This is a genomic window from Microbacterium sp. PAMC22086 (assembly GCF_019443525.1).
GTDB lineage: Bacteria > Actinomycetota > Actinomycetes > Actinomycetales > Microbacteriaceae > Microbacterium > Microbacterium maritypicum.
Map to the genome: position 1 here is coordinate 1,137,052 of NZ_CP080380.1, position 19,986 is coordinate 1,157,037.

General features: G+C 69.6%; 18 protein-coding genes. 8 read left to right on the forward strand and 10 right to left on the reverse strand.

Features of this window, described 5'->3' with window-relative positions; translation table 11 throughout:
• Positions 1-9 precede the first annotated feature (9 nt).
• Complete coding sequence (gene galK, locus KY497_RS05630; RefSeq protein ID WP_219870035.1) at positions 10-1,200, reverse strand: galactokinase; 1,191 nt, start codon at positions 1,198-1,200, stop codon at positions 10-12.
• Positions 1,197-2,399: a galactose-1-phosphate uridylyltransferase gene (gene galT / locus KY497_RS05635; RefSeq protein ID WP_141387918.1), complete on the reverse strand. Its 1,203-nt coding sequence runs from the start codon at positions 2,397-2,399 to the stop codon at positions 1,197-1,199. The genes galK and galT overlap by 4 nt, the downstream gene beginning before the upstream one ends.
• Positions 2,400-2,564: 165 nt before the next feature.
• On the opposite strand from galT, the gene KY497_RS05640 reads away from it, so the two are divergent.
• Both KY497_RS05640 and KY497_RS05645 read left to right on the forward strand, forming a co-directional pair.
• The gene (locus tag KY497_RS05640; RefSeq protein ID WP_219870304.1) at positions 2,565-3,527 is read left to right on the forward strand and encodes a LacI family DNA-binding transcriptional regulator; all 963 of its coding nucleotides are present in this window, start codon (positions 2,565-2,567) and stop codon (positions 3,525-3,527) included.
• A complete protein-coding gene (locus tag KY497_RS05645) occupies positions 3,524-4,630 on the forward strand; it encodes a glycerate kinase (protein WP_219870036.1) in 1,107 nt (368 codons plus the stop codon). Before KY497_RS05640 ends, KY497_RS05645 begins: the two co-directional genes overlap by 4 nt.
• A gap of 64 nt (positions 4,631-4,694) precedes the next feature.
• On the opposite strand, the gene pgm is transcribed toward KY497_RS05645, so the two are convergent.
• Positions 4,695-6,338 carry a phosphoglucomutase (alpha-D-glucose-1,6-bisphosphate-dependent) gene (gene pgm, locus KY497_RS05650; protein ID WP_141387924.1) on the reverse strand — a complete coding sequence of 548 codons (1,644 nt, stop codon included), beginning with the start codon at positions 6,336-6,338 and terminating at the stop codon, positions 4,695-4,697.
• 79 nt (positions 6,339-6,417) lie between these two features.
• Between pgm and pheA the strand changes: the two genes are divergently transcribed.
• A complete protein-coding gene (gene pheA, locus KY497_RS05655) occupies positions 6,418-7,368 on the forward strand; it encodes a prephenate dehydratase (protein ID WP_017829431.1) in 951 nt (316 codons plus the stop codon).
• A gap of 45 nt (positions 7,369-7,413) precedes the next feature.
• On the opposite strand, the gene KY497_RS05660 is transcribed toward pheA, so the two are convergent.
• Positions 7,414-7,623 carry a hypothetical protein gene (locus KY497_RS05660; RefSeq protein WP_017829430.1) on the reverse strand — a complete coding sequence of 70 codons (210 nt, stop codon included), beginning with the start codon at positions 7,621-7,623 and terminating at the stop codon, positions 7,414-7,416.
• A 125-nt stretch (positions 7,624-7,748) separates the two neighbouring features.
• Entirely contained in the window at positions 7,749-8,795 is a 1,047-nt protein-coding gene (locus tag KY497_RS05665) for an LLM class flavin-dependent oxidoreductase (protein WP_174799602.1), read from the reverse strand.
• 53 nt (positions 8,796-8,848) lie between these two features.
• On the opposite strand from KY497_RS05665, the gene KY497_RS05670 reads away from it, so the two are divergent.
• Positions 8,849-10,579 (forward strand): sodium:proton antiporter, encoded by a 1,731-nt coding sequence (locus KY497_RS05670; protein ID WP_219870037.1) that lies wholly within the window; start codon positions 8,849-8,851, stop codon positions 10,577-10,579.
• A gap of 96 nt (positions 10,580-10,675) precedes the next feature.
• Here KY497_RS05670 and KY497_RS05675 read toward each other — a convergent pair whose 3' ends face one another.
• The 4 genes from KY497_RS05675 to KY497_RS05690 form a co-directional block, all read right to left on the reverse strand.
• Positions 10,676-12,100 (reverse strand): dicarboxylate/amino acid:cation symporter, encoded by a 1,425-nt coding sequence (locus tag KY497_RS05675; protein WP_219870038.1) that lies wholly within the window; start codon positions 12,098-12,100, stop codon positions 10,676-10,678.
• Positions 12,101-12,244: 144 nt separating this feature from the next.
• Positions 12,245-12,481, reverse strand: coding sequence for a helix-turn-helix transcriptional regulator (locus KY497_RS05680; RefSeq protein ID WP_127483033.1), 237 nt, complete (start codon positions 12,479-12,481; stop codon positions 12,245-12,247).
• Positions 12,478-13,119 (reverse strand): hypothetical protein, encoded by a 642-nt coding sequence (locus KY497_RS05685; RefSeq protein WP_219870039.1) that lies wholly within the window; start codon positions 13,117-13,119, stop codon positions 12,478-12,480. The genes KY497_RS05680 and KY497_RS05685 overlap by 4 nt, the downstream gene beginning before the upstream one ends.
• Complete coding sequence (locus tag KY497_RS05690; RefSeq protein ID WP_219870040.1) at positions 13,119-13,745, reverse strand: hypothetical protein; 627 nt, start codon at positions 13,743-13,745, stop codon at positions 13,119-13,121. The genes KY497_RS05685 and KY497_RS05690 overlap by 1 nt, the downstream gene beginning before the upstream one ends.
• Before the next feature lie 190 nt (positions 13,746-13,935).
• Between KY497_RS05690 and KY497_RS05695 the strand changes: the two genes are divergently transcribed.
• The 4 genes from KY497_RS05695 to KY497_RS05710 all read left to right on the forward strand — a co-directional run bounded on the left by KY497_RS05695 (position 13,936) and on the right by KY497_RS05710 (position 18,533).
• Positions 13,936-16,470, forward strand: a complete 2,535-nt coding sequence (locus tag KY497_RS05695) for an ATP-dependent Clp protease ATP-binding subunit (RefSeq protein ID WP_055865971.1) — start codon at positions 13,936-13,938, stop codon at positions 16,468-16,470.
• 98 nt (positions 16,471-16,568) lie between these two features.
• The gene (locus tag KY497_RS05700; protein WP_017829419.1) at positions 16,569-17,069 is read left to right on the forward strand and encodes an amino-acid N-acetyltransferase; all 501 of its coding nucleotides are present in this window, start codon (positions 16,569-16,571) and stop codon (positions 17,067-17,069) included.
• Positions 17,070-17,132: 63 nt separating this feature from the next.
• Positions 17,133-17,783 carry a hypothetical protein gene (locus KY497_RS05705; protein WP_219870041.1) on the forward strand — a complete coding sequence of 217 codons (651 nt, stop codon included), beginning with the start codon at positions 17,133-17,135 and terminating at the stop codon, positions 17,781-17,783.
• A 339-nt stretch (positions 17,784-18,122) separates the two neighbouring features.
• Complete coding sequence (locus tag KY497_RS05710; RefSeq protein ID WP_219870042.1) at positions 18,123-18,533, forward strand: dehydrogenase; 411 nt, start codon at positions 18,123-18,125, stop codon at positions 18,531-18,533.
• 18 nt (positions 18,534-18,551) lie between these two features.
• Here KY497_RS05710 and radA read toward each other — a convergent pair whose 3' ends face one another.
• On the reverse strand, positions 18,552-19,919 hold the full coding sequence (radA, locus tag KY497_RS05715; protein WP_017829416.1) for a DNA repair protein RadA: 1,368 nt from the start codon (positions 19,917-19,919) through the stop codon (positions 18,552-18,554).
• Positions 19,920-19,986: the final 67 nt, after the last annotated feature.

Here is a 19,986-nt window from a genome sequence, read left to right on the forward strand (position 1 = left end):
GTCATTCTTTCAGGCATCGCGGCGGGGCCCGGCAGACGGGGTCACCGTGAACAGCAGGGGGGCCGCGAACCGGGAGGCCGCGAAGGCCGCGTTCACGGCATCCGCGACCGCCTCGACGGCATCCTGCTCGATCAGTGCGATCGCGGCTCCGCCGAATCCGCCGCCCGTCATCCGTGCGCCCAGGGAGCCGGCCGCCAGCGTGGTGTCGACCGCGGTGTCGAGTTCGGGGGTCGAGATCTCGAAGTCGTCGCGCATCGAGGCGTGCGAGGCGAGCAGGAGATCGCCGATCGCGCGCACCCCCTGCTCGCGCAGCACCCGCACCGTGTCGAGCACGCGCTGGTTCTCGGTGACGATGTGGCGTACGCGCCGGAAGGTGACGTCGTCCATCAGCTCCTGGGCGCGCGGCAGGTCGTCGATCGACACGTCGCGCAGCGCGGACACCCCCATGATCGACGCACCGAGCTCGCACGAGGCCCGGCGTTCGCGGTAGCCGCCCGTGGAGTGCGCGTGCTTGACCCGTGTGTCGATCACGAGGATGGCGAGTCCGGCTTCGGCGACGGCGAGAGGTACGAGCTGGGTCTCCAGCGACCGGCAGTCGAGGAAGATCGCGGTGTCGGGGCGGCCGAGCATCGACGCCATCTGGTCCATGATCCCGGTGGGAGCGCCGACGGCCTCGTTCTCGGCACGTCGTCCGATGCGGGCGAGGGTCGTGCCGTCGAGCCCGGTGCCCCACAGCTCGTTCAGAGCGGAAGCCGTGGCCCCTTCGATCGCGGCGGACGACGAGAGCCCCGCTCCCACCGGCACGTCGGAGGCGATCGCGATGTCGAGTCCGCTGAACGGGCCGGCCTCCACCGCGGCCTGACGCAACGCCCAGGCGACCCCGAGCGGATAGGCGGCCCATTCCGGGACGGCCGGATGCGAGCCGGGTGCGGTGGGGAACAGGCCGTCGAGTTCGTCGAGGGCGACCTCGACCGGCTCGTCCGCGAAGGTGGAGCCGACCAGGACGCGACCGCGGTCGTCGTCGCGCCGGCCGACCGCGGCGACCGTGCGCTGCGGGATGGCGAACGGCAGGACGAACCCGTCGTTGTAGTCGGTGTGCTCGCCGATGAGGTTCACGCGTCCCGGTGCCGACCAGAGTCCATCGGGTTCGCGGCCGGTGAGCCGGGTGAAGAGGGCGCGGGCGTCGTGGGCGGCGGTCATGCGGATGCTCCGGGGTCGGTCTGGTCGTGCGAGGCGCGTTCGATCGCCTCGCGAAGTCGCGCGGCTCCGACCTCGGGCGGCACCTCGGCTGCCCACGCCCACATCGCGGCCTCGGAGCCGGCGAGGAACTTCAGCTTGTCGGCGGCGCGGCGGGGGCTCGTCAGCTGCAGGTGCAGGCGCACGGTGTCGCGACCGACGTGCACGGGTGCCTGGTGCCAGGCCGCGATGTAGGGCGTCGGGGAGTCGTAGAGCGCGTCGACACCGCGCAGCAGCCGCAGGTACAGCGGGGCGAGCTCGTCGCGCTCCGCCTGCGTGGTCTCGGCGAGGTCGGGCACGTGGCGGTGCGGCATCAGGTGCACCTCGAGCGGCCAGCGCGCGGCGAACGGCACGAAGGCGGTCCAGTGCTCGCCGCGGAACACCACGCGCTCGGACGCCTGCTCGGACTCGAGGATGTGCTGGAACAGGTCGGGGGCCGTGCGATCGATCGACTCCAGCACGCGGGTCGTGCGCGGAGTGACGTACGGGTACGCGTAGATCTGACCGTGCGGGTGGGGCAGGGTGACGCCGATCGCCTCACCACGGTTCTCGAACGGGAAGATCTGCTCGATGCCGGGCAGCGCCGACAGCGCCGCCGTGCGGTCGGCCCAGGCCTCGATGACGGTGCGGGCGCGGGTGACGGACTGCGTGCCGAAGGATCCCGCGTGCTCGGGGCTGAAGCAGACGACCTCGCAGCGTCCGACCGAGGTGCGTGTGCGGCCGAGGCCGAGAGCTGCGAGATCGTCGAGTCCGCGGGGCGCGTTGGATGCCACGGGTGCGGTGCCCACTGCTTCCGCGAGGGCGGGCCCGAACGCGGGCGAGCGGTTCTCGAACACCGCGACGTCGTAGCGCGAGGGCACTTCCGACGGATTGCCCGGAGTCTGCGGCGCGAGCGGGTCGGCGTCGGCGCCGGGCATCATCACGCGGTTCTGCCGGTTCGCGGCGACGGTGATCCAGTCGCCGGTGAGAACGTCGAGGCGCATCGTCGCGGTGTCAGGGCGGGGGTCGAGAACGCGGGCGTCGATGGCTCGATCGGGTCCGAGCGCGGTGCCGGGGTCGTCGTAGTAGATGAGGTCGCGGCCGTCGGCGAGGGTGGTGGCGCGTCGGACGACGCCGGCGCCGAGGGTGTCGGTGCGCAACTCAGGAAGTTCGGGCGTGTTCACGTAAACATGGTACGCACAGAGCCGTGATAACGTCAACATGCCGGAGTCGCGCACCAGCGGTCTGCCGGAGTGTCGAGACGGAGGATGCGGGTGGGCGAGAGCGGACGCGACCGTGTCGAGGAATCTGTCTCCCGCCGGAGGCGTCCGGCGTCCGGTCGCGTGTCGATGGCCATGGTCGCCGCCCGCGCGGGCGTCTCGGGGCAGACCGTCTCGCGCGTCGTCAACGGCAGCTCGCGCGTCGACCCCGACACCCGCGCTCGCGTGGAGCAGGCGATGACCGCACTCGGCTATCGTCCGCACCGCGCAGCCCGAGCCCTGCGCACCGGCCGCTCGCAGACGATCGGACTCGTGGTCACCACCCTGGCGACCGTCGGTAACTCGCGGATGTTGCAGGCGACGGCCGAAGCGGCGGCCGAACGCGGCTACGCGCTCACCCTCGTGACCGCCGCTCACGGGGTCGCCGAGGCCTTCGATCGACTCGCGGAGCAGGAGGTCGACGGCGCGATCGTTCTGAACGAGGCATCGGCCCTGGTCTCCGCCGCTCAGCGCCCCACGGGACTGCGGCTCGTGGTCGTCGACGCACCGACCGGCGCCGGGTTCACCTCGGTGCACAGCGACCACGCGGGCGGGGCCGCCGCCGCCACGCGTCGACTCCTCGGCCTCGGGCACACCACCGTGCACCACCTCGCCGGTCCTGCCGACTCCTTCGCCGCCGTCGAGCGTGAACGAGGGTGGCGCGAGACCCTCGCCGCTGCCGGCATCCATCTGCCCGCCGTCGTCCGCGGCGACTGGAGCGCCGACTCCGGGTACGCGGCTGGTCGAGAACTGGCCTCGGCCACTGCCGTCTTCTGCGCCAACGACCAGATGGCGCTCGGCCTTCTGCGGGCTGTCTCCGAGTCGGGTCGCCGGGTCCCGGAGGATGTCAGCGTGATCGGCTTCGACGATGTGCCGGAGGCCGCGAACTACCGGCCACCGCTGACCACGATCCGTCAGGACTTCACCGCGCTCGCACAGCGCGCGGTCTCTGCGCTGGTCGATGCGATCGAGGGTATGCCGGAGGCAGAGGGCGCCGCCGTCATCCCGACCGATCTCCTCGAGCGCGCCAGCACCGCGGAGAGCGTGCGGTGACCAGGGTCGTGCTGGCCCCCGACAGCTTCAAGGGCACCATCACGGCAGTCGATGCCGCGGCCGCCCTCGCCGACGGCTGGGCATCGGTCGATCCGACCGCCGAGTTCGTGCATCGGCCGATGGCGGACGGCGGAGAGGGCACCATGGCCGCGTTCGAAGCGGCCGTGCCCGGCGCCGTGCGGATGCCGCTCACGGTCGATGGTCTGGCGGGGCAGAGGGTCGACACCTGCTGGCTGCTGCTGCCCCCGACGGAGAACGCCCCGGCGGGCACGGCCGTGGTCGATCTGGGTTCGACCTCCGGCATCGAGCTGCTGCACGAGCTGTGCCCGTGGGACGCCGACACCACCGGTCTCGGGCAAGCCCTCGCCGCCGCCCTCGATCACGGTGTCTCGCGACTCGTCGTCGGCATCGGCTCCAGTGCGTCCACCGATGGGGGCACGGGGATGCTCACCGCGCTCGGCGTCCGCTTCCTCGACGCCGCGGGTGCACCTGTCGCACGGGGCGCGCGCGGTCTCGACGACATCGCCTCCGTCGATCTGAGCGCCTTGCGCGCGGCCCCCGAGGTGCGCGTCCTCACCGACGTCACCAATCCGCTCACCGGTCCGCGCGGTGCTGCCGCGGTGTTCGGCCCCCAGAAGGGGCTGCGCGCGGCCGAGGACATCGCTCTCGTCGACGACGGCCTGCGTCGCCTCGCCGACCTGTTGCGCATCGACCCTGCCGGTCAGGGCCACGGAGCGGCAGGAGGCACGGGAGCCGCGTTCGCGGCGTGGGGTGGCGTGCTCGCTCCCGGCGCCGCAGAGGTGGCCGCGCTCATCGACCTCGCCGGCGCGATCGCCGACACCGATGTCGTCGTCACGGGGGAGGGGTCGTACGACGGACAGTCGGGCGACGGCAAGGTGCCCTCGTTCCTCGCCGGGCTCGCCGCAGCGGCGGGTGCCCGTGCGATGCTCGCCGCCGGGCGCATCAGCGACGACGCCGACACTGCACCGTTCGCCGCGTGCGCTTCCCTCACCGCGCTCGCCGGCTCATCGGAGGCGGCGCTCGCCGAACCGGGGCGCTGGCTGCGCGAAGCGGGAGCCGCCTTGGCGCGCACCCTGGTCTGATCCCGCTCCTGCCGGAGACCCCGGCCACGCGCGGCCGGGGTCGTCGCTCGCTGCGCAGGAGGGGTCAGCCGCCCAGCGCGGCCGAGACCACGGCACGGGCCTCCGCCTGCACCTCGGCGAGGTGCTCAGGGCCGCGCAGGCTCTCGGCGTAGAGCTTGTAGACGTCTTCGGTACCCGACGGGCGGGCGGCGAACCAGGCGTGCTCGGTCTGCACCTTGAGCCCGCCGATCGCCGCGCCGTTGCCGGGCGCATGCGAGAGCTTCGCGGTGATGTCCTCACCGGCGAGTGCGGTCGCCGTCACGGCTTCGGGGGCGAGCTTACCGAGGGTGGCCTTCTGCTCCGGCGTGGCCGGAGCGTCGACGCGCTGATAGGCCGAGGCGCCGAAAGCGGTCTCCAGCTCGCGATACCGCTCCGAGGGGGTCTTGCCGGTCACGGCGATGATCTCGGCGGCCAGCAGGCACAGCAGGATGCCGTCCTTGTCGGTCGACCAGACCGAGCCGTCCTTGCGGAGGAACGAGGCACCGGCCGACTCCTCGCCGCCGAACGCGACCGACCCGTCGAGGAGTCCGGGAACGAACCACTTGAATCCGACCGGCACCTCCAGCAGGCGCCGGCCGAGCGATTCGGCCACGCGGTCGATGATCATCGACGACACCAGCGTCTTGCCGATCGCGGCGTCGCGCGGCCAGCCCTGGCGGTGCGAGAAGAGGTAGTCGATGGCGACGGCGAGATAGTGGTTCGGGTTCATCAGCCCCGCGTCAGGGGTCACGATGCCGTGCCGGTCGGCGTCGGCGTCGTTGCCGGTGAGGACGTCGTAGGAGCCCTTCTTCGCCACCAGCGAGGCCATCGCGGAAGGCGACGACGGATCCATCCGGATCTTCTCGTCCCAGTCCAGGGTCATGAAGCGCCAGGTCGGGTCGACCTCGGGGTTCACGACCGTGAGGTCGAGGTCGTGCATCTCCGCGATCAGCGCCCAGTACTCGACGGAGGCTCCACCGAGCGGGTCGGCGCCGATACTGACACCGGCCGAGCGGATGGCGTCGATGTCGATGATCGACGGCAGGTCGCGCACATAGGCGTCGCGGAAGTCGTAGCCGGTGAGGGAATCCCAGTCGATGTCGGCGAAGCGCTCCAGCTTCACACCCTCGAGGCCGGCGGCGATGAGGGCATTCGCGCGGTCGGCGATCCAGCCCGTGGCGTCGGTGTCTGCGGGTCCGCCGTGCGGCGGGTTGTACTTGAAGCCGCCGTCGCGCGGGGGGTTGTGCGAGGGGGTGACGACGATCCCGTCTGCGCGACTCGGGTCGTCGGCCGCCTTGCCGCGGTTGTACGTGAGGATCGCGTGGCTGAGCGCCGGCGTAGGCACCCACGAGTCGCGGGAGTCGACGCGCACGTCGATGCCGTTCGCGAGCAGCACCTCGATCGCACTGCGCTCGGCGGGAAGCGACAGCGCGTGGGTGTCGCGGCCGAGGAAGAGCGGACCGGTGATGCCCTGCGCATCGCGGTAGTCCACGATCGCCTGCGTCGTGGCGAGGATGTGGTTCTCGTTGAAGCTGTTCGACAGCGAGGATCCGCGATGGCCGCTGGTGCCGAAGACGACCCGTTCGGCCGCGACCTCGGGGTTCGGTGTGCGGTCGTAGTAGGCGGCGATCAGTTCATCGACGTCGATCAGGTCACTTTCCTCCGCAGGGAGGCCGGCACGGCTGGTCATCCCCTCAGTCTGCCCCCTGATCGGCCCGATCGCATCCGAGAAGTCACCAGGAAGAGCGGTCGGCCCGCCGAGGGCTAAGGTGAAACCCGTGACTGAACGCCGCACCTACAGCTATCTCGGCCCTGCCGGAACCTTCACGGAGGCGGCGCTCGACCAGGTGGCCGAGGCCCGCGGCCAGGACTGGCGCCCCGTGCACAACGTGGGTGAGGCTCTCGCCGACGTGCTCGAGGGCCGCAGCGACGCCGCGATGATCGCGATCGAGAACTCGATCGAGGGCGGCGTCTCCACCACGCAGGATGCTCTCGCGACGCTCCCAGGGCTCCGCATCATCGGCGAGTACCTGGTGCGGGTGAACTTCGTGCTGGTGGCCCCTCGGGGGACGACCCTCGATCAGGTCGAGGTGATCGCGGCGCATCCGGTGGCCTACGCCCAGTGCCATGGCTGGCTCGGCGCGAACCTGCCGTCGCACTCGCACGTGCCCGCATCGAGCAACGTCGCCTCCGCGATCGGCGTCCTCGACGGCACGCTGGCAGCGCAAGCCGCGATCGCCGCCCCCGGCATCGTGAATCACTACGACGTCGACGTCCTGGCAGAGGGCATCGGCGACAACGCGCAGGCCGTGACCCGCTTCGTCCTGGTCACCCGCACGACCCGCTCGCCCGAGCCGACCGGCGCCGACAAGACCTCCCTGATCGTCGAGCTCCCGCACGACCACCCGGGTTCGCTCCTCGAGATGCTCGAGCAGTTCTCCACCCGCGGCATCAACCTGTCGCTCATCGAGTCGCGGCCCATCGGTGACGAACTCGGCCGCTATCGGTTCGTGATCGACGCCGACGGCCACATCGAGCACGAGCGCATGGCCGATGCGTTGCTCGGCATCCGCCGCTTCAGCCCGCGAGTCGTCTTCCTCGGCTCGTATCCGCGTGCGGACCGGCAGATCGTGCAGTACCCGGACCGCTACTCCGACGACGTGTTCGTCGAGGCGCGCGATTGGCTGCGCGGCATCCTCTCCGGCGAGCCGGAGGCCTGACGCCGCCCGCCCCCGCCGCCCGGTGCGGCCGGGGCGTCGGGTGTCTCAGTGCTCCTGGAAACGCGGCCAGTCGCTGCCAGGGGCCATATGGGAGTGCAGGGCACCCTTCGCCGAGGCGAGGCTCGGGTACGTGCCCGTGGCCGCGTCGGATCCGACCATCGTGACCGTGTAGCCGTCTTCGTCGTGGCGGATGCTGCCGACGACGCCGTTGCGGCCGTAGGCGACCCAGAGGGCGAGAGTCTTGGTCGTGCTCATCGTCGAACTCCTTCTGCTGGTGCCGACAGTGCGTTCGCCGAAGGGGCCGCGCCCCTGTCGACGGCACTGTTCGTGACGCTACGCCCGTGCCGCGGGGAATGCCAGGGGTTGACAGGCGCTCGACATCAGCGGTGCATGGCGGCGGCGATGAGCTCCAGCGTCTGCGCGCGGCCGGTCGGGACATCGTTCGGCTCGGCGTCGTAGGCACCCGCGACAGGAGACAGCATGACCTCGTCGACGCCGTAGCGGTCGGCGAAGGCGCGCACCTCGGCCGCGACGCTTTCGCCCGTGCCGACGAACCACCGCGAGCGGGCGGCCTGCACGACCTCGTCGGTCGCGGCGTCGGTCACGGCGGCCGCCGCCTGCTCGACGGTCTCGAGGGCGGCGAGGGGCTGGTTCAGGCGCAGGCGCGCCATCATCCGCAGCTGGGGGAGTGCACGGGCCTCCGCCTCCTCCTGCGTGGGGGCGGCGACGGCGTTCACGGTCAGGAACGTGCGCGGCTCCGGGTGCTCCTCGCTCGGGCGGTAGCCGGTGCGGTAGAGATCCAGCGCGCGCTCGAGACCCTGCCCCGAGAAGTGGTTCGCGAAGACGTAGGGCAGTCCGTGCGAGGCAGCGAGCTGCGCGGAGTAGTCGCTCGACCCGAGCAGCCACACCTCAGGGGTGCCGGTCGCGGCCGGTGTCGCACGCACCGTGTACTCGCCCCCGGAGGTGAAGCGCACGGTGGCGCCGTCGCCCGAGAGCAGTGCGGCGATGTCCTGCACATGACGCGGGAACTGCTCCACGTCGCTCGTGGTTCCGGAGCCGCGCAGCAGCTGTGTGATCACCGGATCGCTGCCCGGTGCACGGCCGAGGCCCAGGTCGATGCGTCCTGGCGCGATCGCCTCGAGGACGGCGAACTGCTCGGCCACGATGAGCGGTGCGTGGTTGGGCAGCATCACGCCGCCAGAGCCCAGGCGCAGACGCGAGGTGCGGGTGGCCGCAGCGGCGATCAGCACGGGCGGAGTGGTGGATGCCACCGAGGGCATGTTGTGGTGCTCGGCGAACCAGTAGCGGCGATAGCCGAGGCGCTCGGCGGTCTCCGTGAGGGCGAGCGAGGCGGCGATGGCCTCGGCGCTGGTCTGGCCGGTGCGCACCGGAACGAGGTCGAGGACGGAGAGAGCTGTATCGGACATCATGGACCACAACGCGGGCCTGTGCGGCTCCATTCCCCCGCTACCGTGGGGGCATGGAAGCAGGCATCGTCTACGTCCTCGTCGGGTCGGTCGCCGTCGCCGCGTTCGCGCGCTGGCGCGGATGGCCGGCACCGCTGCTCGTGACGGTCGTGGCGCTCGCCGCATCCTTCCTGCCGTTCGTGCCGGAACTCGACATCGACGGGCACCTCCTCCTCAGCCTGGTACTGCCGCCGCTGCTGTACTCGGCGGCGCTGGACGTGTCGTTCGTCGGATTCAAACGGAGCCTGCCGCAGATCCGCCGCCTCGGCATCTGGCTGGTGCTGCTCACGGCACTCGCCGTCGGCTTCGTCGCGTGGTGGATCCTGCCCTCCCTCACCCTTCCCGGCGCGCTGCTCCTCGGTGCGATCGTGGCCCCGCCGGACGCGGTGTCCGCCGCGGCGATCGGCCGCCGACTCGGATTGCCCCGCCGCATCATGACGGTGCTCTCAGGAGAGAGCCTGATCAACGATGCGACCTCGCTCACGCTGTACCGGGTCTTCGCCGCGATCCTCGCGGGCGCCACCGTCTCCGTGCTGGGCGGCATCGGGCAGTTCCTCCTCGCGGTCGGCGTCGGCGTGGCCGTCGGCCTCGTGTTCGGCATCGTCCTGCACCAGCTGCGCATGCGCATCAGCGATCCGGTCGTGATCGGTACGTTCGGGCTCCTCGCGCCGTTCGGGGCCTACGCGATCGCCGAACATCTGCTCGGATCCGGAGTGCTCGCCGTCGTGGCGATGGGGCTCTACGTCGGCTACAACTCGCCGCGCACCGACTACACGACGCGTCAGCAGGAGAAGCCGCTGTGGCTCTCGGCCGATCTGCTGCTGGAGAGCTTCGTGTTCGCGTACATCGGCCTCCAGTTCCCGCGCGTGCTCAGCGACCTCGGGAGTGAATCGGTCGGGCAGATCCTGCTGCTCTCCGGGGCGGTTCTGCTCGTCGTGGTCATCGTGCGGCCCCTCTTCATCTACCCGACGAGTGCGTGGTCGAACTTCCAGGATCGCAAACGTCTCGAACGCTGGGATCGCGGTGTCGAATCCGGGGAGTTCGACAAGCGGCACCGCAGGTCCAGGCGCTGGGCGAAGTACACCGCCGACGAACTGCGCAGTCACATCGTGCGCGAGCAGATGGCAGGGCTCCAGCTCACCTGGAAGGACAGCGCCGTCATCTCCTGGGCGGGAATGCGCGGAGTGGTGACGCTGGCGATCGCGGTGGCGGCCGCCGACCTCGCGACCCTCGACACCGAGGCCTCGCACGCGATCGTCGTGGTGGCGTTCATCGTCACGGTGGGCACGCTGCTGATCCAGGGGCTGACGCTGCCGATGCTGATCCGCGGTCTCGGCATCGCCAGCGACGTGGATGAGGAGGAGGATGAGGCAGCCCTCGCCGAGGTCCGCGCGAAGAGCCGCGAGGCCGGGAAGAAGTACCTCGCCGAGAAGCGCATCGAGTGGGAGGCCAAGTACGGCGAGGTCGACCTCAGCGTCTTCGACGCCTTCACCAAGCGCATGACCCGGGTCGAGAGGGACACTGACGAGGCGCAGAAGGTGGAGGACGCCGCGAGCCGGCCTTCGTATGAAGACCTCGTCGCGCTGTCGAAGGGCTGGCTGCAGGTGCGTCGCGAGATCCTCCTCGCCGAGCGGGATGCGGGCAACCTCGACGAAGAGGTCATGCGCGAGCTGATTGCCGCGATGGATGCCGAGGAGCTCGCGCTCGACACCCGTGGAGCCACCCGCCAGCAGAGCCGGGCCTGATTCCCCGAACCCCGCCTCCGCGCACTCTTGAATCCTTGAACGGCAGAGCGCCTCGCCCCATGCAGGGACGAGGCGCTCTGGCGTCGCGGGGTGAGGTCAGCGGGCGCTGACCGGCTCCTTGTCGGAGGACGCATCCGCCTCGGGGGCGTCGTCGTCACCGGAGTCGTCGGCGAAGGGCAGCCCCTCACGCGGCGCGTTGTAGAGGTCTTCGTTCAGGATGCCCTCGCGCTTGGCGACGATCGTCGGGATCAGCGCCTGGCCCGCCACGTTGACCGCGGTGCGGCCCATGTCGAGGATCGGGTCGATCGCGAGCAGCAGTCCCACGCCCTCGAGCGGCAGGCCCAGGGTCGACAGCGTCAGCGTGAGCATCACCACAGCACCGGTGGTGCCGGCAGTCGCAGCGGAGCCGACGACCGAGACGATCACGATCAGCAGGTACTGCACGAAGTTCAGCTCGATGCCGAAGAACTGCGCGACGAAGATCGCGGCGATGGCCGGGTAGATCGCGGCGCAGCCGTCCATCTTGGTGGTGGCGCCCAGAGGCACGGCGAACGACGCGTAGGAGCGGGGCACGCCGAGGTTGCGCTCGGTGACGCGCTCGGTGAGGGGCAGCGTTCCGATCGAGGAGCGGCTGACGAAGGCCAGCTGCACCGCCGGCCACACGCCCGAGAAGTACTGCTTGATCGACAGGCCGTGGGTGCGCACCAGGATTGGGTAGACCACGAACAGCACGAGCGCGAGCCCGATGTAGACCGCCGCGGCGAACCAGCCGAGGGAGGCCAGCTTCTCCCAGCCGTACTTGATCACGGCCGAGCCGATGAGGCCGAACGTGCCGAGCGGGGCGATGCGGATGATCCACCACAGCACGCGCTGGATGACCTTGAGCAGCGACTCGGTGAAGACGAGGAACGGCTCGGCCTTCTTGCCGGCCTTGAGAGCGGCGATGCCGACGACGGCGGCGACCACGATCACCTGCAGGACGTTGAAGCCGACGCTCGACGAGAAGGTCCCCTCGACGGCACCGGGCGAGGTGTTGACGGTGAGGCCGAGGAAGTTCTGCGGGATGAGGCCCAGCAGGAAGTTCCACCAGGTGCCCACGGTGTACGGGTCACCGGGCTCAAGGCCTTCGCCGGCGCGGTTGCCGGGCTGGATCACGAGGCCGAGCACGATGCCGATGATCACAGCGATGAACGCGGTGATCGCGAACCACAGGATCGTCTGGCCGGCGAGGCGTGCGGCGTTCTGCACACGGCGCAGGTTCGAGATGCTGGCGACGATGGCGGTGAAGATCAGCGGTACGACGGCGGCGCGCAGCAGCGTCACGTACGAGTTGCCGATGGTGTCGAGCGTGGCCGACAGCCCTGTCGGGTTCTCAGCGGTGGCGCCGAGCTGGCGGCCGATCAGACCGGCGGCGATGCCGAGGACGAGGGCTGCGAGGATCTGGAAGCCGAACGAGGTCAGCAGCTTCCGGACCGGCCCGCGGGTGTCAGGCGCCTTCTGGGCGCGTGCGGTGGTGCTCATGAGGTGGGGACTCCAGAATCGCGGCGCGCCGAGTACGCGCCATGAGGCCCAACGCTATGGCTGCCTGAGAATTCCCTGGGTGGATATGACGAAGGATGACGCGCGAGCCGGGATCCGTTCGGTGGGGCCGGCGGGGGTTCCCCGTCAGCGCGGCGCGAGCACCAGCAGGTCACCGACCTCGCAGTCGAGCGCCTCGCAGATCGCCCGCAAGGTCGAGTAGCGGATGGCGCGGGCCCGGTCGTTCTTCAGCACCGACAGATTCACGATGCTCACCCCCACCGCGGCGCTCAGCTCGGTGAGCGTCATGCCCCGCTCGGCGAGCAGCTCATCGAGTCGGCAGTGGATGCCGGTGAACTCGTCGTCGCTCTCGGCCGGGGTCATACCAGTCCCTCCGTGTCCTTCTCGAGCGCGAGCTTCTCGTTCTGCAGCCGGATGCCGCGGCGGAACGCCACCGCGATCAGGCCCACCGTCACCCCGGTGGCGAAGATCGGCGCGACGCTCCAGAACTCGATCGGATGCACCGGTTCCCCGTCGCCGATGCCGAGAGCGGAGGTGACGCCGTTGCGGCCCATCGTCTCGAGCATCACGATCAGGATCGGAGCGCCGACGAGCGTCCAGCCGATCACATCGAAGGCTCGCGCGTTCGGACGGACGAAGAAGCGTCCGCGCAGGAAGTTCCAGGCGACCAGCGTCACCGCCGCGATGACCGCGACGGCCGCGAGAGCCCACAGCGCGATGGCGGCGATGATGGCCGTGACCGAGGCCGCGTTCACCCCGTCGGCGATGACCATCGCCTCGTCCGCGAACCCCTCGATCGAGATGGCGCCGGAGTCGGTCGTGGCGGAGATCGGCTGCTGGTCGATGGGGACCGTCCAGGCGATCCCCATTTCGCGGAAGGTGCTGGCGACGCGCAGGATCGTGGCGAATGCAACGGTGACGAGCGCCGCAGCCGCGTAGAGGATCACGGTGATGGCGTCCGCGGTCTCGGAGCGGGTGGGGGCGGCGGTGGTGCGGGGCATCAGACGAGTCCTTCCGTGTCGCGCTGCAGTCGCTGCCCGATCTCGAATGCGCCGGCGACGACAGCCAGCGCGAGTCCCCATCCGAGAGGCGCGAGGTCGATGGACATCTCGAACGTCGGTACGCCCGCGGACACGAGTCCCAGTTCCTGCGACACCTCGCTGAAGGCGTTGGCGCGCACGGCCTGGCTCAGCAGACCGCCCAGCATGACGGCGATGGCCGCGGCTCCGATGCCCCAGGTGGCGGCGGTGCCGAATGGGCGTCCGATGAACAGACGGAGGCAGAGCCACGCCACCGCGATGCACAGGGCGACCGGCCCGAGGATCGCCAGATCGTCGGCGATCGCGAGCAGCAGACGCGGCGAGAGGCTCAGCCCCTCGGCGGTGATCGTCACGGTGTCGTAGTGCGCATCGGAGACAGCGGGAACGGCGAGGACTGCCTTCGCGTCGACCGAGCGGAGGGGCATCGACGGGATCGTGATCGCCTCGCTCGCCATCAGAACGGCGGAGCGGATGCCGGCACCGATGAGATCGACGACGGCAATGGCCGCCGCTGCTCCGGCGATGAAGCCCAACACGATCTTCTCCACGAGTGTGGCTGCTCGGTTCGCGGTCGGCGCCTTCGTCATGTCGTCCCCCTTCTCGGCGGTCCTCTCCGGACCGGTGTTATCGACTTTCGTTAACATAACGACTGTCGATAACACGGTCAACCCCCGGTATGCCCACGGCGAACACGGGCATACGTGCCCGATGTGGTGGTTACTCTCGATGTACAAGCGCTTCACGCGTCTTCGCCCCGTGCGAATAAGGAGTCACAGCATGTTCGAGAGATTCACGGACCGAGCCCGTCGAGTGGTCGTCCTCGCCCAAGAAGAGGCGAAGATGCTCAACCACAACTACATCGGAACCGAGCACATCCTGCTCGGTCTCATCCACGAGGGCGAAGGTGTCGCCGCCAAGGCGCTCGAAAGCCTCGGCATCTCCCTCGACGCCGTGCGCGAGCAGGTGCAGGACATCATCGGCCAGGGTCAGCAGCAGCCGACCGGGCACATCCCGTTCACCCCGCGCGCCAAGAAGGTGCTCGAGCTCAGCCTCCGCGAGGCCCTGCAGCTCGGCCACAACTACATCGGAACCGAGCACATCCTGCTCGGCCTCATCCGCGAGGGCGAGGGCGTCGCCGCCCAGGTGCTCGTCAAGCTCGGCGCCGACCTCAACAAGGTCCGCCAGCAGGTCATCCAGCTGCTCTCCGGCGCTCCGGGCCGCGAGCCGGCTTCCGTCGGCGCGCAGACGAACGACTCGCAGGCCAGCGCCCAGGGCGGCTCCGCCGTGCTCGACCAGTTCGGTCGCAACCTCACGCAGGCCGCGCGCGACAACAAGCTCGACCCGGTCATCGGGCGCGAGAAGGAGGCGGAGCGGGTCATGCAGATCCTCTCCCGCCGCTCCAAGAACAACCCCGTCCTGATCGGCGAGCCCGGCGTCGGCAAGACCGCCGTCGTCGAGGGCCTTGCCCAGGCGATCGTCAAGGGCGATGTGCCCGAGACGCTGAAGGACAAGCAGCTCTACTCGCTCGACCTCGGCTCGCTCATCGCCGGGTCCCGCTACCGCGGTGACTTCGAGGAGCGCCTGAAGAAGGTCACCAAGGAGATCCGCACGCGCGGCGACATCATCGTCTTCATCGACGAGATCCACACCCTGGTGGGTGCGGGTGCCGCTGAGGGCGCGATCGACGCGGCCAGCATCCTGAAGCCGCTCCTCGCCCGTGGCGAGCTGCAGACGATCGGTGCCACTACGCTCGACGAGTACCGCAAGCACTTCGAGAAGGATGCAGCGCTCGAGCGCCGCTTCCAGCCGGTGCAGGTCAACGAGCCGACGCTGCCGCACGCGATCAACATCCTCAAGGGACTCCGCGACCGCTACGAGGCGCACCACAAGGTGCAGATCACCGACGGCGCTATCGTGGCCGCGGCGAACCTCGCCGACCGCTACGTCTCCGACCGGTTCCTCCCGGACAAGGCCATCGACCTGATCGACGAGGCCGGCGCACGCCTGCGTCTGTCGATCCTGTCGAGCCCGCCCGAGCTGCGCGAGTTCGACGAGAAGATCGCCGCCGTGCGTGAGCAGAAGGAGGTCGCCTCCGAGGAGCAGGACTTCGAGAAGGCCGCATCCCTCCGCGATGAGGAGAAGAGCCTCCTCGCCGAGCGTCTGCGTCTCGAGAAGCAGTGGCGTGCCGGCGACGTCGCGACCTCCGCGGTCGTCGACGAGGGTCTGATCGCCGAGGTGCTCGCACAGGCCACCGGCATCCCCGTCTTCAAGCTCACGGAGGAGGAGTCCAGCCGACTCGTCTTCATGGAGAAGGCCCTGCACCAGCGCGTCATCGGTCAGGAAGAGGCGATCGCCGCCCTCTCCAAGACGATCCGTCGTCAGCGTGCCGGTCTCAAGGACCCGAAGCGCCCCTCCGGCTCGTTCATCTTCGCCGGCCCCACGGGTGTCGGAAAGACCGAGCTCGCCAAGGCTCTCGCCGAGTTCCTGTTCGACGACGAGGCTGCGCTGATCTCGCTCGACATGAGCGAGTTCGGTGAGAAGCACACCGTCTCGCGTCTGTTCGGTGCCCCTCCCGGATTCGTCGGATTCGAAGAGGGTGGCCAGCTCACCGAGAAGGTGCGGCGCAAGCCCTTCAGCGTGGTGCTCTTCGACGAGATCGAGAAGGCCCACCCTGACATCTTCAACTCGCTGCTGCAGATCCTCGAAGAGGGTCGTCTCACCGACGGTCAGGGTCGGATCGTGGACTTCAAGAACACGGTCATCATCATGACCACCAACCTCGGTGCCCGCGACATCGCCGGTGGTCCCGTGGGCTTCCAGATCGAGGGCAACGACTCGACCAGCTACGACCGGATGAAGGGCAAGGTGAACGAAGAGCTCAAGCGGCACTTCAAGCCCGAGTTCCTGAACCGTGTCGACGACATCATCGTGTTCCCGCAGCTCTCCAAGAGCGAGCTGGTACAGATCGTCGATCTGTTCACCAAGCGCCTCGGCGAGCGTCTGCTGGACCGCGACATGACGATCGAGCTGTCGCAGGCCGCCAAGGAGCGCCTCATCGAGATCGGATTCGACCCGGCGCTCGGCGCCCGACCGCTGCGTCGCGCGATGCAGCACGAGGTCGAGGACCGTCTGTCGGAGAAGATCCTGCACGGCGAGCTCAACTCCGGCGACCACGTGAAGGTCGATGCGAAGGACGGGCAGTTCCTGTTCGAGCACGGCCCGCGCGACGGCGGTCCCGTCGCGGTCGGCGTCAACACCGGCGGCGGCGCGATCTCCGGCACCCCCGACCTGGCGGTCGCCAGCGGGGAGTGACCTCGGCTGAACCATGAGAAGGGGCGGATGCTGCGGCATCCGCCCCTTTCCTGTGTCCGGCACAGGCGCCACCGGGTCACGGGTTCTAGGCTTGTGATGTGAGCGAGTACATCGTCCGGCCGGCGCGCAGCGCCGACATCGTCGGCATCCGTGACCTGCTGCAGCCGCTCGTGGAGCAGCGCATCCTGCTCGGCAAAGACCTGGCGGTGCTGTACGGCGCCGTGCAGGAGTTCGTCGTCGCGGAGGCCGACGGGGTGCTGATCGGATGCGGCGCCCTGCACGTGTTCTGGGAAGACCTCGGCGAGGTGCGCACGCTCCTGGTACGCGACGACTGGCTGCACCACGGCGTCGGACGTGCGATCGTGGACCGCCTGGAGGAGAACGCCGCCACGCTCGGGCTGACCCGCCTGTTCTGCCTCACCTTCGAGGTCGACTTCTTCGGGCGCCGGGGCTACACGCCGATCGGCGAGCAGGTGGTCGACTCCGACGTGTACTCGCAGCTGCTGCGCAGCGGTGACGCGGGTGTCGAGGAGTTCCTCGACCTCGCCCACGTCAAGCCGAACACGCTCGGCAACACCCGCATGCTCAAGGTGCTCTGACTCCGCCTCCGCCCGTGCCGTGGCCTCCCAGGCTGAGGGCGGAGGATCGCTTAGCCTGGAGTCATGCCCCGTCGCTCCGCCGCCGTCTACCGTCGTCGGCGACTGGTCGTGATCGGAGGGCTCGTCCTGGCCGTCGCGGCCATCGGCATCGGATCCTGGCTCCTGATCGCGCGCCCGTGGGCCGCCGCCGACACGGCTTCGCCCGCGCCGGCGACGCCGTCGATGTCGCCCTCGCCGTCTGCCGATCCGTCCGCCGGGGGAGAGTCGCCCGCTCCCGAACCCTCCGCCGCGCAGACCCCGGCGATCGTCGCCTGCGAGGCGGCCGACATCGAGGTCACGGCAGTCACCGACTCTGACACGTACGCGGCCGGGGTGCTGCCGAAGCTCTCGATCTCGCTGACGAACAAGGGCGCCAAAGACTGCACGATCGATGTGGGGTCGACGACCCAGGTCTTCACGATCTCCAGCGGCGCCGATGTCTGGTGGCGTTCGACCGACTGCCAGGAGAACCCGAGCAGCATGATCGCCACGCTCACGGCGGGCACCACGGTCACGAGCAAAGACCCCGTCACCTGGGATCGCACTCGGTCGAGCGTCGAGACGTGCGCGCAGGAGAATCGACAGCGGGCACCGGGCGGAGGGGCTTCGTACCACGTGGAGGTTTCGATCGGCGGGTTCACGAGCCCTTCGAGCGCGCAGATCCTGCTCTACTGAGGCCCGCTGAGTTTCGAAGCGAACTCCGAAGACGCTCTTCGAAAGTCGTCGCAAGTCGGCGCTGTTGCTACGAAATCGGGCGATGTTTGCCGCCGTCGGCGCGCGATGCTGACAACGGTGACTCTTTGGGATACCATAGAAGCGACTCTCCGCATCTGCGGCACCAAGCCATCCCCAGTGGCGTCGAGCTACAGCGTCCCCAGCGCTTCGACACCGCCGCTCGAGAGTCCGAGGGCCCTCTCGAGTACCCCAGTCCCCAATGTGGGACTCGAGAGGGCCCCAATCGTCTCCACGGCCGAATCGGCGCTTCGCGCTTCGTGCCGTGAATAAGCTGGACACATGGCAGCGAAGAAGGCGAAGGTCTCGAAGAACAAGCCCGCACCCGAGGACTTCCGTTCGGATGCCCTGGCGCAGGCCCTGGAGAAGCAGGACGTCGCTGCGGTCGCTCTCGCCCTCCGCCACGGCACCACGGTCGTACCGCTGATCAAGCCCGGCGCACGCGACAACCCGCTCGACAGCGGTGAGGTGTGGACCTACCGCGACCCGAAGACCGGCGACCTCGCGCTGCTGCTGTTCAGCGACGCGAAGAACAAGCCGGCCAACCTGCCCCCTGGCGTCGGCATCTACGGTGCCGACTGGCTGCGCAAGTTCCTCGCCGCACACCCGATCACGACGGTGTTCCTCGACATCGCCGGCCCTCACCCCATGCAGGCGGACCCTGCCGAGCTGCTCAAGGCGCTCGACGCCTGAGAGCCCCGACGGTTCGCGTCAGAACGGCGGGATGTCGCGATCGGAGCGGCGGGACGTGTTGCGCGCCCGCACATCGCCGAGCGCGGCGCGGAGTGTCTTCGAACGGTCGTCGACCACCTGCTCGTATCCCAGGCGTGCGGCCTCGGACCGTCGCTGCGCCGCCTGGGTGACCGGACGGATCTCGCCGGCGAGGCTCAGCTCGCCCACGGCGGCGACCGTGCGCGGCACCGAGATCTGCTGGATGGACCCTGCCACGGCGATCGCGATCGCGAGGTCGGCCGCCGGCTCGGTGAAGCGCACGCCACCGACCGTCGACACGTAGACGTCGAGACTGCCGGTGGGCACACCTGCGCGACGTTCGAGGATAGCCAGCACCATCGCCACCCGCGAGGAGTCGAGGCCGTGCACGATGCGGCGGGGGTTGGGCGCGTTGCTGGGCACCGTGAGCGCCTGCACCTCGACCGGAAGAGCACGCCGGCCTTCGAGCGAGATCGCGACGCAGGTGCCCGGCTCGGTGGCTCCCTGCGAGAGGAAGAGCCCCGAAGGGTCGGGTACCTCGGCGATGCCGTCTCCGGTCATCTCGAAGCAGCCGACCTCGTCGGTCGGCCCGAAGCGGTTCTTGAGGGCGCGGATGAAGCGCAGCGACGTCTGCCTGTCGCCTTCGAAGTGGCACACGACGTCGACGAGGTGCTCGAGCACCCTGGGGCCTGCGACCTGTCCGTCTTTCGTGACGTGGCCGACGATGATGATCGGCAGGTCGCGGTCTTTCGCGATGCGGATCAGCGTCGCCGCGACCTCGCGTACCTGGCTCGGCTGCCCGGCAGCACCGTCGATCAACGACGATGAGACGGTCTGCACCGAGTCGACGATCACGAGCTGCGGCTTCACCTCGTCGATGTGACCGAGGATCGTCGCCAGGTCGGTCTCACTCGCCAGATAGAGCTCGTCGTGCAGGGCGCCGGTGCGCTCGGCACGCAGTCGCACCTGGCCGGGAGACTCCTCGGCGCTCGCGTAGAGCACACGGCGTCCGCCGCGAGCGGCCTGCGCTGCAACCTCGAGGAGGAGAGTCGACTTGCCGACGCCGGGTTCGCCGCTGAGCAGGATCGCCGCGCCCGGCACGATGCCCCCGCCGAGCACACGGTCGAACTCGCCGACGCCACTCGAGCGCCGAGGAGCATCCTGCGTCGTGATCTGAGTGATGGGCCGTGCGGCACGATCGGCCGTCGGTGCGACCGGGCCGACCCGTCGGAGGATGCCGGTCTGCGCCGCCTGTTCCTGGACGGTTCCCCACTGCTGGCACTCGCCGCAGCGCCCGACCCACTTCGCGGTCGTCCACCCGCATTCCGTGCACACGTACGCGGGTGGAGCGGGTTTCCGGGTGGCCATGCCCCCAGGCTATCGCCGGGATCAGACATCCCTATCGGCCCGGTGTTTATTCACGGCCCATCCTCTC